Here is a 15017-nt window from a genome sequence, read left to right as displayed (position 1 = left end):
GTTATTCTGCCCGCATCCCTCTTTTTTTACTAAGTTCAATCAAAATCAGCCTCTTATTTTGCCCCTAGTCAGCTAGTTTGGGGTCACTATGGTAAAAATAACTATGAAGTTCTCCTCCAACATCAAGCTCGGTCAAAATCAATGCAGCTTCTCCATAATTTTTTTAAAATTTTTTAAAGAAAAAACCCCTTCAAAAGAAGGAGTTTTATCCGCGAATTTGTCCGGTTCCTTGAACAATTGCTTTTGTTGTTGTGATAGCTTTCAATCCCATTGGGCCGCGGGCATGAAGCTTTTGTGTGCTGATGCCGATTTCCGCGCCATAGCCAAACTGCTCGCCGTCGGTAAAACGAGTTGAAGCATTATGATACAACACCGCGGCATCAACAGACTGGAAAAATAACCGGACATTTTCAGCATTTTCAGTAATAATCGCTTCGGAATGCTTCGTACCATATTGATCGATATGGTCAATCGCTTCATAAACATCCCCAATGAGTTTTACCGCTAAAATCGGTGCCAAATATTCACATGCCCAGTCTTCATCCGACGCTGGATTCACAAATGAATAGCTAGCAGCTAGTTCCTCATTCCCGCGCAGCTCAACACCTTTTTCATGAAGAGTGTTCAAAAGCTCCGACACATATGGCCATTCTTTATGAACAAGCACCGTTTCAATTGCATTACAAACAGATGGACGCTGGAGCTTTGCGTTAACTGCAATATCAATCGCCATTTTTTTACCAGCCATTTGATCAATGAAAATATGGCAGTTACCGACACCAGTTTCCAGTACAGGAACGGTTGCATTCTGAACGACCGATTGAATTAAGCCTGCCCCGCCGCGTGGAATAAGTACATCTAAATATTGATTCAGCCTAAACATTTGTGAAGCTGTTTCCCGGCTGGTATCCTCTAACAGCTGTACAGCATCTTCAGGAATAGCTGTTTCCGCCAATGCTTTCCGCATGACACCAACAAGTGCTTTATTGGAATGCAGTGCGGAGGTGCTTCCGCGGAGCAGCACCGCGTTCCCTGCCTTTAGGCAAAGACTTCCTGCATCCACAGTCACATTCGGCCGCGCTTCATATACCATTCCAATAACACCAAGCGGAACGCGAACAGTTTGGATATGTAAGCCGTTTGGCCGCTCCCATGCCTCGAGTATTTCCCCGATTGGATCTTCCAATGCCACGACCTGCCGGACACCCTCGACAATTTGATCGATTCTTTCACTTGTCAGCAGCAGCCGATCCAAAAGTGACGCCGACATCCCATTTTCCTTGCCAGTCCGAATATCCTTTTCATTTTCGCGAATGATCCATTCTTTTTCTTTTGCAATCTGCTCAGCCATTTGCAGCAAAGCAGTATTTTTTTCCTCAGCTGAAAGGATGCCCAACTGTTTCGAAGCTTTTTTTAATTTACTGGCTTTTTGTAACAATTCACTCATACTTTTACCCCTCTCGTAAACTCACCCAATTATCGCGATGGATGACTTCTGCTTTTTTATTAATCGAAAAATCTTTCGTTTTGGCGCTTGGCAGCCCCTTCACTTTAACTAAATCTTTTGCGGAAAAATAAATCTGCCCTTTGCCAATGATTTTTCCCTTTTGGTTACGAACCTCAACCACATCCAAAGCATTAAACTCTCCAATCACATTCGTCACACCAACCGGCAGCAGGCTTTTCCCCTTCTGAACAATTGCCTGCTCGGCACCCTCATCAATCTCAATGACCCCACCGACTTGAGAATGATAGGCAATCCACTGCTTACGCATTTGCATTTGAGTATGGAACGGTCCGCCAATATAGGTTCCATCCCCTTTTCCTGCCAAAATATCAACCAGTTTTTCCTTTCCTGAACCTGAACCAACAAACACACTTACTCCAAGCGATAAAGCCTTTTTCGCTGCTAAAAGCTTCGACTTCATCCCGCCCGTACCGACAGAAGATCCCGTATCACCGGCAATGCCAAGAAGCTTGTCAGTCACTTCGGCAATAAAATGATATTTCTTCGCCTCTTTTGATACTTTTGGATTTCCGTCGTAAAGTCCATTTACATCTGTTAAAATAATCAGTGCATTAGCATGTAAAAAGCCGCTTACAAGAGCTGACAGCATGTCATTATCACCGAACGTTAACTCTTCAATGGAAACTGAATCATTTTCATTAATGATCGGCAGCATTCCCCGGTGCAGCAATTCCGACATTGCGGAATAAAGGTTTTGAAATCTCGTTTGACTGTAAAAATCCTCCCGGGTTAATAATATTTGTGCTGGGACGATATCAAATTGTTGAAATAGCTGATTATAATGCTGCATCAAAAGTCCCTGCCCAACAGCAGCTGCTGCTTGCTTGCCGGCAGTTGTTTTCGGGCGGTTCGGATATCCTAGAGCATGAAACCCTGCGGCCACAGCCCCCGATGAAATTAAGATCACATCATGACCCTGCTGTTTTAAATAGGAAAGTGCGTCTACGTGTTCCTGGATTTTCTCTTCACAAATTGTTCCGCAGGCATTTGTCAGCGAACTGCTGCCAATTTTCACAACCACCAGTTGTTTCTTCATACATCATCAAACCTCTTCTTTTGATAAATAAAAAAACGACTCCTCTGTCCTTATATAAAGGACGGAAGAATCGTTTCCGCGGTACCACCTTTGTTGATGCCCTGTTGATGGACATCCTCTCGAACCCGTAACGTGGGTATCATGCCGGCTTATGTTTGCATAAGCAGGTTTCATAAGGGCAGGTTCAATCAGCTTTCCGTGAGAAACCTTTCAGCCGCTGGGTTTCACTCTCTAAAACGTTCCACAAATTTACTAGTCCCATACCATTCCAATTTTTTATTACCTTTGATTATCCTTAGAATTGGCGATGTTGTCAATACAATTATTCGAAAATTAAAAAAGGAGGAACGTAGAGTGTAGCGGAAATAATGGATAATTCCACGGAATTCAGCCTCATATTGGCAAAATTGAGCAAGAATCCGCGGAAATCGGAAGAATCGAGGAACCGAATAAGTACTCGATTTTTCCAATTGTTACTTTATTTGATCAAGTGCCTCTGTCAATGTTTTCACTAAAAAGTTCAAATCCTTTTGATCAATACTTAATGGCGGGGCTAAGGTAAGGATATTGTTATAACCAGCAACGGTTGCGCCGTTTTTACCGATAATCACGCCTTTTGCTTTACAGCTGGAAATTACCTTGTTAACGAGTTCTGTATCTAGTGGTTCCTTTGAAGCTTTATCATGGACTAATTCAATGCCGACAAGCAAACCTTTGCCGCGGACATTGCCAACATACGGATGGTCTTGGAGCAAACTGGTTAAGTCGATTCTAAGCTTTTCACCAAGATCCCTGGAGCGCTCAAATAAATTTTCTTTTTCCATCAGCTCAATATTTTTCAGCGCAAGGGCGCAGGCTGCTGGATTTCCGCCAAACGTATTCACATGACGGAAATAATCATATTCCTCCGAGCCTTTAAATGCTTCATAAATCTCTTTACGGACTGCGGTAGCGGATAATGGAAGATAGGCACTAGTTATTCCTTTTGCCATTGTAATAATATCTGGTTTAACCCCATAATTCATAAATCCAAATGGTTTACCAGTCCGGCCAAAGCCGCATATGACTTCATCAACAATCAGGAGTGCTCCATGCTTTTCACATACTTCCTTCGCCGCCTTCATATAACCATCCGGGGGTACAATGACACCGCCTCCGGTAATAATCGGCTCCATAATCATGGCTGCAATCGTTTCACTTAATTCCCATGTCATCGTTCGATCTAGCTCTTTTACGGAAGACAGCTCCTTCGCATCCGTGACATCCGTATCATCCCGATAGGAATCAGGCGGAGAAACATGAATGAACCCGGGTGCAAGCGGCTCATATCGATATTTTCTTTGGGCCTGCCCTGTCGCAGCTAAAGCTCCCATGGAATTTCCGTGGTATCCGCGGTAGCGGGCAACAATTTTGTAGCGGTTAGGCTCGCCCCTTTGCTGATGATACTGGCGGGCAATTTTAAAGGCTGTTTCATTTGCTTCCGAGCCACTGTTCGAGAAGAAAATGACATATTCCCCGCCAAGCATATCATTTAATTTTTCCGCAAGTTTAATGGCCGGGACATGACTGTTTGATAAAGGGAAATAAGCCATTTGTTTTAATTGCTCATAGGCAGCATCAGCGAGTTCTGTCCTGCCGTACCCAATATTTACACACCAAAGCCCTGCCATAGCATCCAAATAACGTTTCCCGTCGACATCTGTAACCCACGAACCCTCTGCCTTCTCGGCAACAATAGAAGCATTTGGACTATGCGGTCTCATTCCATGCCATACATATTGATTATCTTTCTCATAGAGAGCGTCTTGTGAACGATTCGTTTGAACCACTAGCTTTTCCCTCCAATTCAAAGAATACGTCATGAATGTTTATGCTTTCTATTTATTTCCCTGCCTGCTTTTGTTTCATTAATAGGCTGGAAAAATACTTCCGGGCATTTGCGTTTCCAATCAGTAACGTTTCTGATACATTCCCCTTTGGATGGATAAACTCCACTGTCGCACCATTTAAATGTTCCTTCACCTGATGGATTCGATAACCCTTTTGAATATAAAAGTCAATTTTATCTCGTTCTGAAAGAAATTGTTGATATTCCGACATTAGTCCATCTCCTTTTAAGAAAGATCAAGATTATTCGGTACTTCTTTTACAGCAGGCTGATAGGCTGTTTCTCCATCAATGATCCAGTCACGGCCAACGGAAATGCCTAAATATTTATCGTCGCTTGGATCCTCAATTTCTGCCTGTGGAAATCGTTTAAACCACCAATATTTTGCAAGGACAAAATAGACTGCGGCTCCCATTATGAAACCAGCCACAAAACCATATTCCAGAACAAAATACGATACTGCGGCACCAATAATCCAAGCGATAAATCCGGCTGCGTTTACACCTCCGACATATTTAAACTGCCCGTGGTCCTCATATAATTCCGGAACATTCACCCGTCTTTTGCGCAGCAAATAGTAATCAGCGAACAGGATGCCGACAATGGCTGAAAGAATCCCTCCGACAAAAAGGAGGATAGGAATAATAACGCCAAACAGCTTCCAAGGCTGAACAACGGTCCCGACAATCCCAGCGGTAATAACGCCGGCCCAAAACGGGAACCTTGGCCCCCCTACATTGATGAAAATCGTTGCTGCGGGAACGACATTTGCTGCTGTATTTGTGGACCATTGGGCAAGAACAATCATCAAAAGCAGGATAGCTAGAATAAATCCGCCTGCTGATTCTTGTAACGCAATAACAGGGTCATAATTTAATACAGCGATATAAGCAACCGCCCCGATAATAATCATAAATGTCTGCGTTAATGGCATTGCGACTAGGTTTCCGATTAACGAGGCCTTGTTTCTCTTAAACCAATTTTTCTCATTTGCCGGTGCTTTGATAAAACGTGAAATGGATGGAATATCAGCACTTAAGGTAGCCCAAAAGCCCATATTGCTAAAAATAACAACGAGAAACGCGGTAACTGCGGCTCCTCCGGTAACAGGCGATTCCACCCAGCTCCAAACACTTCTTCCGGCAGCCGCAGCTTTATCTGATAAAGATGAATACATCCATAACGAGATAATTATAATGACAGGCGCTGCCATATCGGCGAACCGTTCTACCGATTTAATGCCTAATGCGGTATTGACCAATTGCACAATCGCAAATAAGAAGTAGCAGATAAACCAATTGTCAAAGCCAAATAAAATATTTAAAATACCATTCATGGCAGTTGCACCAAAATAGGTGTTAATACCAAACCACATCGAAGCTGCAACACCACGAGTAATCGAAGGTATATGTGTCCCAATCGTACCAAACGGAGCCCGCATATATACAGGAAATGAAAGTCCATGTTCAATCCCAATGTCGGCAATTAATGATATGAAGAAGCCAATCGCAAGGCTTCCAATCACTGTGGCAAGAATCACCCATGGAAGCGATAGTGTCATGACACCTGAACCGCCAATTGCAAAGGTGGCAAGAAGAACGCACATCCCCACCCACATGAACGAAAATCCTAGTTTCGTAATTTTCCTGTCCTTATGGGCAATAGGAAGTAATTCTGGTGATTTTAAATGGCTTTTTTTCATTTGAACACTCCATTTCGGTTTAATATTCGAGAATTTTTTTCCAAAAAACTCTAAACAACCGACGCTCATTTTCTTTTTAAAAAGAAGCAATTGCTTTCCGAACAAAGCAATTGCCGGAGGTGTTCAATAATGAAGAGCAGTCATCGCTTGCTAATAAACTAGATTGATAATGTTTTATTTTCTGGTTCCTGTGTTGTCAAATTATATTTTGCCCTCTTCAAATATTGGCCTGAACCAGGTTTGCCGACAAATTGTTTATCACGGACCACATATTCGCCGCGGACCAAAACACTTACGGGCTCTCCTGTAACTTTCATCCCTTCAAAGGCATTGTAATCAACTGCCATATGATGTGTTTCAGCAGAAATTACTCGCTCCTCGTTAGGGTTAAAAATGACTATGTCCGCATCAGCTCCGACAGCAATGGATCCTTTTTTCGGGAACAAACCAAATAACTTGGCAATTCGAGTAGAGGTAATATCAACAAATTGATTTAAGCTGATGCGCCCCTTCTTCACCCCCTCAGAAAACAAGATTGACAACCGGTCCTCGATTATCGGACCGCCATTCGGGATTTTTGTGAAATCATCCCTACCAAGGTCCTTCTGTCCATTAAAATCAAAGGAGCATTGATCGGAACCAAGCGTTTGCAGCTGGCCGCTTTTCAACGCATTCCATAGGACATCCTGATTCCATTTTTCGCGAAGAGGGGGTGACCATACATATTTGGCCCCTTCGAAATTCGGCTTTTCTAAATAGCTTCGATCAAGAACTAGATATTGTGGACATGTCTCTCCCCAGACATCAAATCCCTTGCTGCGAGCTTCGGCAATTTGCTTTACCGCCTCAGCACAGGATACATGAACAACATAGAGCTGTGAGCCTGCAAGTCCTGCAAAATTGGCGGCTCTACCCGTTGCTTCGCCTTCTAATTCCGGCGGCCTCGTTAACGCATGATAAATTGGCGTAGTGTTACCCTCTGCTAATGCTTTTTTTGTTAAATAATCAATCACATCTCCGTTCTCAGCATGGACCATGACTAAGGCGCCATGCTCCTTCGCTGTCACAAGCGTACGGAATAATGTTTCGTCATCAGCTTGGAAGACATTTTTATAGGCCATAAACACTTTAAATGATGTGATTCCTTCCTCATCGATCACCTGCGGCAGCTCGTTTAATACATCCTCATTTATTTCTGAGATCATTAAGTGGAAACCGTAATCGATGACTGCCTTTTCCTTTGATTTTTCATGCCAGGTTTGAATCGCCTTTTTTAGCGGTTCCCCTTTATTTGTTAAACAAAAATCTATAATTGTAGTCGATCCGCCAAAGGCCGCGGCAATTGTTCCTGACTCAAAATCATCCTTAGTAACTGTACCGCCAAATGGCATATCAAGGTGGGTATGCGGATCAATTCCTCCTGGAAAAACAAAACATCCTTTAGCATCAATGACTTCAGCACCGGCTGCATTGAGATTGGCGCCAATTTGCGTAATTTTCCCATTTTCTATTAAAATTTCGCCTTGATAGGTGTCTGATGCTGTGACAATAGTTCCGTTTTTAATAATTTTTTTCATAGATTAAAACCTCCCCCTAACAATTACTTCGTGATATCTGCTTTACACTGGGTGGCCGCGTTTATTACGGATTGGCGTTCATTCCAAGTCATCGGAGGCAGTTCTCGAGGTGTCTCAATCATGTCGATGGCACCATCTACCGGGCAGACAATCGAACATAAATTACAGCCGACGCAATCCTCTTCTCTTACCTTTAAATAGCTTTTTCCAGATATATCTGTGAGCATTTCGATACATTGATGCGAGGTATCCTCACAGGCAATATGGCATTTATTGCAGTTTATACACACATCGGTATTGATTCTAGCGACAATGTTATAATTAAGGTCCAAATCTCCCCAATCGGAGTACTTTGGCAGAGATTTACCAATAATGTCCGTCACTGCGGATATCCCTTTACTGTCCAGGTAGTTATTAAGTCCTTCAATCATATCTTCCACAATACGGAATCCGTGGTGCATTGCTGCTGTACATACCTGCACCCCGGTTGCCCCCATCAGCATAAACTCAACAGCATCCTGCCAATTGGAAACCCCTCCTATTCCTGAAATGGGAATATTGACATTCGGGTGTCTAGCGCATTCTGCAACCATATTGAGAGCGATTGGTTTGACTGCCGGACCGCAGTAACCTCCATGCGCCCCTTTCCCGGCTACGTGTGGAATGGTATTCCATGTGTCAAGGTCGACTCCCATTAAACTATTAATCGTATTAATCATGCTGATGGCATCAGCTCCGCCTTTTGCCGCTGCTTCAGCTGTTGCGGTAATATCGGTTATATTTGGCGTCAGTTTCACGATGACAGGGGTTTTCGCTGCTTCCTTAACCCAATATGTTTGTTTCTCCACCAGCTCCGGCACCTGACCGGAGGCCGATCCCATTCCCCGTTCGGCCATTCCATGTGGACAGCCGAAGTTTAATTCAAGCCCATCAACTCCGACATCTTCAACCCGCTTAACAATTTCATGCCATTTTTCCTGCTTTGGCTCCACCATGAGAGATGCAACAATAGCATGATTCGGATACTTCTTCTTAGTCTCATAGATTTCCTTCAGATTGACATCGAGAGGCCGGTCGGTAATCAGCTCGATATTATTAAATCCAGCAACCCTCTGCCCATTAAAACTGATAGCGGCAAATCGGGAGGTGACATTTAAGATGGGATCGCCCAGTGTTTTCCACACCGCTCCTCCCCAGCCAGCTTCAAAAGCGCGCTGTACCTGATATCCGGAGTTCGTCGGCGGTGCGGACGCTAGCCAAAACGGATTAGGAGATTTGATCCCGGCAAGATTAATACGTAAATCTGCCATTTTGTTTCCCCCTTTTTCTAAATAATTACTTAAAATCGGCCTCGTTTTTTCCAATTAATGTCTAATTAGCCAAAACCACTTAAAAAATAGCCAAATAATCATTAAAATTAACCAAAACTATAAAAAAATAGCCAAAACTAATTCTTTTAGTTTTAATTTATCGTTTCAACCGCTGTAAACTGTCTATGAATTGCATAAGCTACCTCTTTTCCTTGCTGCGCAGCGGTAACTACCATTGCTTCGCCTTTCCCCTTGCCAAAAATCACATCACCACAAGCGAAGATGGTTGGAACCGAGGTTTGCAAGGTTTCCTTATTAACCCTTACTACTCCCCTGTCATGCTCAATGCCAAGCTGTTCAATCAACGACATATGCCTTGTTTGACCAATTGCTTTTACCACTGCCTCAACGGGTATAACATACTCCGAACCTGCAACCTCTACCGGTCTACGGCGTCCATCTGCTTCCGGTTCACCAAGCTTCATCTTGATGCATTCAATCCCGGTCACTTTTCCGTGTTTATCCCCGATTATTCGTTTCGGTGCCGTCAGCCAACGAAACTCCACCCCATCCTGCTTAGCAAATTCATATTCAAAGTCATAAGCAGTCATTTCTTCTTCAGTTCTGCGGTAGAGTATTTTTACATTTTCGGCACCTAGCCGGACGGAACAAGTGGCACCATCAATCGCTGTATTACCAGCACCAATGACAACAACCCGCTTGCCGACAAAATCCTCCGACACTTTCCCACCTTTGGTTGCTTTTACAAATTCAATGGCATCATAAACTCCATCAAGGTCCTCCCCGTCAATACCAAGATTGGGAACATGACCCATTCCGGACGCCAGTACAATCCGGTCGAATCTGTCCGTCAATTCCTGAACAGATATATCTCTACCTACGATGGTGTTTGTTTGAATTTTGACATTTAATTTTTCCACCTGGTTTACTTCCCAAAAGGATATCCTTTGCGGCAGCCGGAATGAAACAATTCCGTACGTATTTAGACCACCGGCCTTTTCAGAAGCTTCAAAAATGGTCACAATATAGCCTAATCGTGCCAGTTCCCTGGCTGCAGATAGACCAGCAGGACCGCCGCCAATTACTGCAACTGTCCGGCCGTTTGTTTCACAAGGTTCAAAGAGGGTTTTTTCAGTGTGGATGGCCCAATCTGTTGCATATCTTTGTAGATTTCCAATCATGATTGGTTTCGTGGAATGATTAAGGACACAAGCTCCTTCGCAGAGCTCCTCCGTGGGACATACCCGCGAACAGCTTGCTCCGACAGGGTTTGCAGCCATAATGGTTTTCGCAGATCCTAGTAAATTTCCTGAGGCAATTTTTTTAATAAAAGCAGGAATGTCAATGCCTGTTGGGCAGGCCTTGATGCATGGGGCATCATAACAATAGAGGCAGCGATTTGATTCTTCCAGCGCTTCTCTGCTGGTTAAACCGAGTTCAACCTCCTGAAAGTTTTTTTCAAGATCGGTAATGGAAATACGTTGCAGTTTTTTTATTGCCAAAGAGAAACCCTCCTTTAATGTCAAAATGAGAAGAAAACCCTTTTTTCGCTAAATGAAACCGCTTTATTTTCGTGGGAGAATCACCAGCCTTTACATATGTACTTGCGAGATGAACAATTCTTGTACCCTTTTTTGAATCTTACAATAATTTACCATACTTTGTCTTAAGATTTTGTAAAACAATGGCGAAAGGAACAAAATTACCATGGTGCCAGCGATTTTACTAAATGAACCACCTTAACTACACTAAATGATCCATTACGGCAAAAAAATATTGTACTTATAAGAAAAACATATCGACAATTTTTACAAAGTTTTGAAAAAGTCCCACTTTAATCGAAAAGGACTATACACGTCGTATAGTCCAAAATTCTTTATTAATTTATATGATTTAATACCTCAGGATTCAAGGTTTTTACTAATGGCCTGCCATCAATGCCGTCAATAATATTCTGGCATGTTTTCTCTTTTAATTCGGCTAGTGCATCATCTGAAATATAACCAGAATGCGGTGTCACATATACCTCATCTAAGTGCAGCAAGGGATCGTTTGGATCCGGTGGTTCGTTTAATAACACATCAAGGCTGGCTCCAGCGATGTGTCCTTCGACAATTGCTTGATACAGGTCCTCCTCATGAATTAATCCGCCCCTGCTGGTATTGACGATAAAAGCCCCTTTTGGCATCATTTTTAACTGCTTATAGGAAATGATGTTTCTATTTTCTGGGCGTAGCGGTACATGTAAACTCAAAAGTGTGGACTGTTTTAGTAATTGTTCAAATGATACCGCTTCCACAGTATAATTCGAGAAAACTTCCTTAGGAGCAGTTGGAGCATAACTAATGATACGAACTCCAAATGGCTTCAATTTTTCAGCGACCCGGCGGGCGATTTTTCCAAAACCTAAAAGTCCTACCGTGTGGTTGCAAAATCGCTGAATTGGCAATGTATCCATAGGATCCCAATGTCCGTTCATTACTTGTTTATTATAAGCAGGAAATCTCCTTGTTATCGTTAACATATGGGCAATCGTATGATCTGAAACCTCTTCTGTACAAAATTCCGGTACGTGGGTAACCTTAATTCCTTTTCGTGTTGCTGCTTCGATATCAATTGTGTTGTATCCAACCGATGAAGCGGTTATGATACGGCAAGAGTCTAATTTTTCAATTAACTCGGCATCGCATGGAAATCCGACTTGTACAATCACTCCGTCAGCGTAGGGAGCATAAAGCGGCAGGTCCTCCTCCAATGTACCGGAACGGCTGACATGCACATCGTATCCTTTTTTTTGAAAAATTTCTCTCTCGATACTATGGTCAATCCATTCATCATCAAGGATCCAAACTAAATGTTTTCCATTTCTCATCGGAGTCCCCCCTTTATACTTGTGATGCTGCCCCGCTTCTGATTTCCTTTAGCGCTTGAATAAGTCTGTCGTTTTGTTCAGATGTGCCAATACTAATCCGAGCAAAGGTTGGAAATCCCCAAACGGCGCATGGGCGAATGATGAACCCTTGGCTAAACAACTCGCCTGCAAGTTTATTCGTATCCTGTTTCATATCAATAAATAAAAAGTTTGTGTGAGTCTCTTCTACAGAATATCCGAGGGAACGGAATTCTTTTATCAATTTTTCCATTTCTTTCTTATTCGAACGTAAAACATTTTGTTTATGTTCTTCATCATCAAGGGCTGCGATGGCACCTGCTTCAGCTACCCTGTTACAAGCGAATGGCTCACGCACTGCCTGAAGCGGCCTAATGAACTCATCCTTAGCAAATGCATAGCCAACTCTCATTCCGGCCAATCCATATGATTTTGAAAACGTACGGATTGTGATGACAGGTAATCCCTCCTTCATAAATTCTACCCCGGTGGAATAGTTCGGGATTGAAATAAATTCCCCATACGCTTCATCAAGGACCGCCACAACATGCTTCGGCAGACGACTGAAAAATGCTCGCAGCTCATAATCAGCAACGATTGTTCCCGTTGGATTATTCGGATTGCAAATGATAACTAACTTTGTTTTATCGTTAATCGCTTCTAAAATAGCCTCAAGGTCAAACTTGTGGTCTCTTGTCGTTTGAATCTCGACAGGCGTTCCCCCCACTAACAATGTGTTTTTATGATATTCAGAGAATGTAGGTGTGCAATAGACAACTTCATCCCCTGGATTGACAAATGAAGCAATCACAAGCGTAATGATGTTATCGGCTCCATTACCGGTTACATAATTTTCCGGATCAATCCCATGCAAGCCACCTAATTTTTTTCGAAGCTCTAGACTCGTCAAATCAGGATAAAAATGACTATCCAACACCGCCTGCTGCATCGCAGCTACTGCTTTAGGTGATGGGCCGAGAGGGTTTTCGTTCGTCGCAAGCCGAGAGACTTCCTTTAATGCTGCTTGTTTTTCCGCATCCTTTGCTGCCTGTCCTGAGATATATGGATCTAATTGGTTAACAGTATGGCGCCATAAATTTTCTGCCAAAGTAATTCCTCCCCTGTTTATTATGTAAAAAGTCGTTCTACTGTAGTAGAAACTAATTTTACTAGTATTTTACACAATATTCAGAATAAAACTAAAGCCATTTTCACTCTATTAGCAAAAAAATCCACAAAAACATAAAAAATGAGTCTATTAAATTATTTAAGGAAATTATTGGATAACACTATATCCGTGTTAAAAATTTATAGTAAATCATAAAAAAGAGTACTTACCGAAAATAGGACGATAGGCTACTATTAAGAAGATTCACAAAATTGACACAATTAAAAGGAGGGATTCATGGAATTATTGTTTAACTAATATGGACGTTTCAAGAGTGTTAGAGGTTTGAAAAAATGAAAATAAGGAGGTGCTGCGATTTATGTATGCAATTATTATTTCCGTGCTACTTTTGATCGTATTAAGCATGCTGCGGGTGAATGTATTATTAAGTATTCTAATAGCCGCTTTAAGTGCAGGTATTATCGGCGGATTATCCCTATTAGATACGATGGGCATGCTAATTTCTGGGATGGGCGGACAAGCAGAAACTGCTTTAAGCGTCATTTTGCTAGGTGTTTTCGCAGTTATGATTAAATATTCGGGAATAACCGGTCTCCTATTAAAAAAGCTTTTAAAATTCATGAAAGGGAAACGTGCCTTCATTTTATTAGCAATTGCAGGAGTATCGAGTTTATCGCAAAACTTAGTTCCAGTACACATTGCCTTTATCCCGATTCTGATTCCTCCTTTACTTCATTTGTTTGACCGGATGAAAATTGATCGTCGTGCGGTTGCCACTGCCTTGACTTTTGGATTGAAAGCACCATATATTATCATTCCCGCTGGTTATGGCTTAATGTTCCATCAAATTATTGCCAGTGAGATGAAAAAATATGGAATGACCATTGCGGTTGGACAGCTTCCGCTCGCTTTGATTATTCCTGGTCTTGGCATGATTGTTGGATTATTAATCGCTATTTTTATCACCTATCGTAAAGAAAAAGATTTGGGTATTCCAATAGATTTGGAAAATTCCCCTGCTTCCTTAGAAATTTCTGCCGCCTCAGAAGATATTCGTTTTAATAAGAAGCATGTCATAACCATCATTGCCATTTTACTCTCACTTGGTATCCAAATCTATACACATTCACTAGCATTAGGAGCACTAGTTGGTATTATCGCTATGTTTTTAGGCCGTGTCGCCCCGTTTGTAAAGGGGGATGAAATTGTTGATGACGGCATGAAAATGATGGGAGCAATTGCTTTTGTTTTATTAATTGCTGCAGGATATGCTACTATTCTAAAGGAAACCGGATCGATTGATGATTTGGTAGCGCATACATCAGGGATCATCGGCGACAATAAATTTTTAACCGCTTTTATTATTTTATCGATCGGGCTTTTGATTACGATGGGAATTGGTACTTCCTTTGGAACAATCCCGATTTTAGCAGCAGTTTACGTTCCTTTATGTATGGCGGTTGGCTTTTCGCCGTTAGCTACAGCCGCGTTAATTGGAACAGCAAGTGCCTTAGGAGATGCTGGATCACCTGCATCTGATAGTACGATTGGCCCGACAATTGGATTAAATGCTGACGGGCGGCATAATCATATTTGGGATACATGTGTACCGACCTTTATCCACTTTAATATTCCGTTATTTATCTTTGGGCTGATTGCTGCGTTTGTACTATAGTAATAGATTATGTAAAGGTAACGGGGAAGCAGAATCTTTCTGCTTCCCTTTTATGATGTTGCGGCTACGTTCCCTTACCTCATAGTTTTTGTGCTCTTCAGTCACGTAGAGCTGTTGAACATACATCAATTCAATTAGTTGATTTCGGATGGTCACGTTGAGTCCTTTTACATAGCTCCAGTTTGAAAAATACCGCAGGTAAAGGTCACGTAGAGTCCTGCTACGTGCCCCCAGATAGAAAATAGCACAGGCGAAGGTCAC

At 42.3% G+C, this 15017-nt stretch carries 11 protein-coding genes; 1 reads left to right on the top strand and 10 read right to left on the bottom strand.

Going from position 1 to position 15017, the window contains the following annotated elements:
• Positions 1-205: 205 nt before the first annotated feature.
• The 10 genes from IE222_RS12970 to hisC all read right to left on the bottom strand — a co-directional run bounded on the left by IE222_RS12970 (position 206) and on the right by hisC (position 13060).
• Positions 206-1447 carry a glutamate-5-semialdehyde dehydrogenase gene (locus IE222_RS12970; RefSeq protein ID WP_191273452.1) on the bottom strand — a complete coding sequence of 414 codons (1242 nt, stop codon included), beginning with the start codon at positions 1445-1447 and terminating at the stop codon, positions 206-208.
• A gap of 4 nt (positions 1448-1451) precedes the next feature.
• Positions 1452-2564 carry a glutamate 5-kinase gene (proB, locus tag IE222_RS12965; RefSeq protein ID WP_191273450.1) on the bottom strand — a complete coding sequence of 371 codons (1113 nt, stop codon included), beginning with the start codon at positions 2562-2564 and terminating at the stop codon, positions 1452-1454.
• 473 nt (positions 2565-3037) lie between these two features.
• Positions 3038-4393, bottom strand: a complete 1356-nt coding sequence (locus tag IE222_RS12960; protein WP_223282687.1) for an aspartate aminotransferase family protein — start codon at positions 4391-4393, stop codon at positions 3038-3040.
• A 52-nt stretch (positions 4394-4445) separates the two neighbouring features.
• Positions 4446-4664 (bottom strand): hypothetical protein, encoded by a 219-nt coding sequence (locus IE222_RS12955; RefSeq protein ID WP_191273446.1) that lies wholly within the window; start codon positions 4662-4664, stop codon positions 4446-4448.
• A 14-nt stretch (positions 4665-4678) separates the two neighbouring features.
• Positions 4679-6154 carry an NCS1 family transporter gene (locus IE222_RS12950; RefSeq protein WP_191273444.1) on the bottom strand — a complete coding sequence of 492 codons (1476 nt, stop codon included), beginning with the start codon at positions 6152-6154 and terminating at the stop codon, positions 4679-4681.
• Between the two features lie 158 nt (positions 6155-6312).
• Entirely contained in the window at positions 6313-7731 is a 1419-nt protein-coding gene (hydA, locus tag IE222_RS12945; RefSeq protein ID WP_191273443.1) for a dihydropyrimidinase, read from the bottom strand.
• 23 nt (positions 7732-7754) lie between these two features.
• Positions 7755-9041 carry an NAD-dependent dihydropyrimidine dehydrogenase subunit PreA gene (gene preA / locus IE222_RS12940; RefSeq protein ID WP_191273441.1) on the bottom strand — a complete coding sequence of 429 codons (1287 nt, stop codon included), beginning with the start codon at positions 9039-9041 and terminating at the stop codon, positions 7755-7757.
• Between the two features lie 152 nt (positions 9042-9193).
• Positions 9194-10564, bottom strand: a complete 1371-nt coding sequence (locus IE222_RS12935; RefSeq protein WP_191273439.1) for an NAD(P)-dependent oxidoreductase — start codon at positions 10562-10564, stop codon at positions 9194-9196.
• A gap of 377 nt (positions 10565-10941) precedes the next feature.
• A complete protein-coding gene (locus IE222_RS12930; RefSeq protein WP_191273437.1) occupies positions 10942-11934 on the bottom strand; it encodes a C-terminal binding protein in 993 nt (330 codons plus the stop codon).
• Between the two features lie 13 nt (positions 11935-11947).
• On the bottom strand, positions 11948-13060 hold the full coding sequence (hisC, locus tag IE222_RS12925) for a histidinol-phosphate transaminase (protein WP_191273435.1): 1113 nt from the start codon (positions 13058-13060) through the stop codon (positions 11948-11950).
• A 379-nt stretch (positions 13061-13439) separates the two neighbouring features.
• Between hisC and IE222_RS12920 the strand changes: the two genes are divergently transcribed.
• Entirely contained in the window at positions 13440-14756 is a 1317-nt protein-coding gene (locus tag IE222_RS12920; RefSeq protein ID WP_191273433.1) for a Na+/H+ antiporter family protein, read from the top strand.
• The last annotated feature ends 261 nt before the right edge of the window (positions 14757-15017 follow it).

This window comes from Neobacillus kokaensis, from assembly GCF_014656545.1.
Lineage (GTDB): Bacteria > Bacillota > Bacilli > Bacillales > Cytobacillaceae > Neobacillus > Neobacillus kokaensis.
This window is presented reverse-complemented; position numbering and strand designations above follow the sequence as displayed.

Excerpts from the sequence above, each read along its gene's own strand:
- IE222_RS12950 (WP_191273444.1), bottom strand. The coding sequence starts at position 6,154 with ATGAAAAAAAGCCATTTAAAATCACCAGAATTACTTCCTATTGCCCAT.
- proB (WP_191273450.1), bottom strand. The coding sequence starts at position 2,564 with ATGAAGAAACAACTGGTGGTTGTGAAAATTGGCAGCAGTTCGCTGACA.
- IE222_RS12920 (WP_191273433.1), top strand. The coding sequence starts at position 13,440 with ATGTATGCAATTATTATTTCCGTGCTACTTTTGATCGTATTAAGCATG.
- IE222_RS12930 (WP_191273437.1), bottom strand. The coding sequence starts at position 11,934 with ATGAGAAATGGAAAACATTTAGTTTGGATCCTTGATGATGAATGGATT.
- hydA (WP_191273443.1), bottom strand. The coding sequence starts at position 7,731 with ATGAAAAAAATTATTAAAAACGGAACTATTGTCACAGCATCAGACACC.
- IE222_RS12955 (WP_191273446.1), bottom strand. The coding sequence starts at position 4,664 with ATGTCGGAATATCAACAATTTCTTTCAGAACGAGATAAAATTGACTTT.
- IE222_RS12970 (WP_191273452.1), bottom strand. The coding sequence starts at position 1,447 with ATGAGTGAATTGTTACAAAAAGCCAGTAAATTAAAAAAAGCTTCGAAA.
- preA (WP_191273441.1), bottom strand. The coding sequence starts at position 9,041 with ATGGCAGATTTACGTATTAATCTTGCCGGGATCAAATCTCCTAATCCG.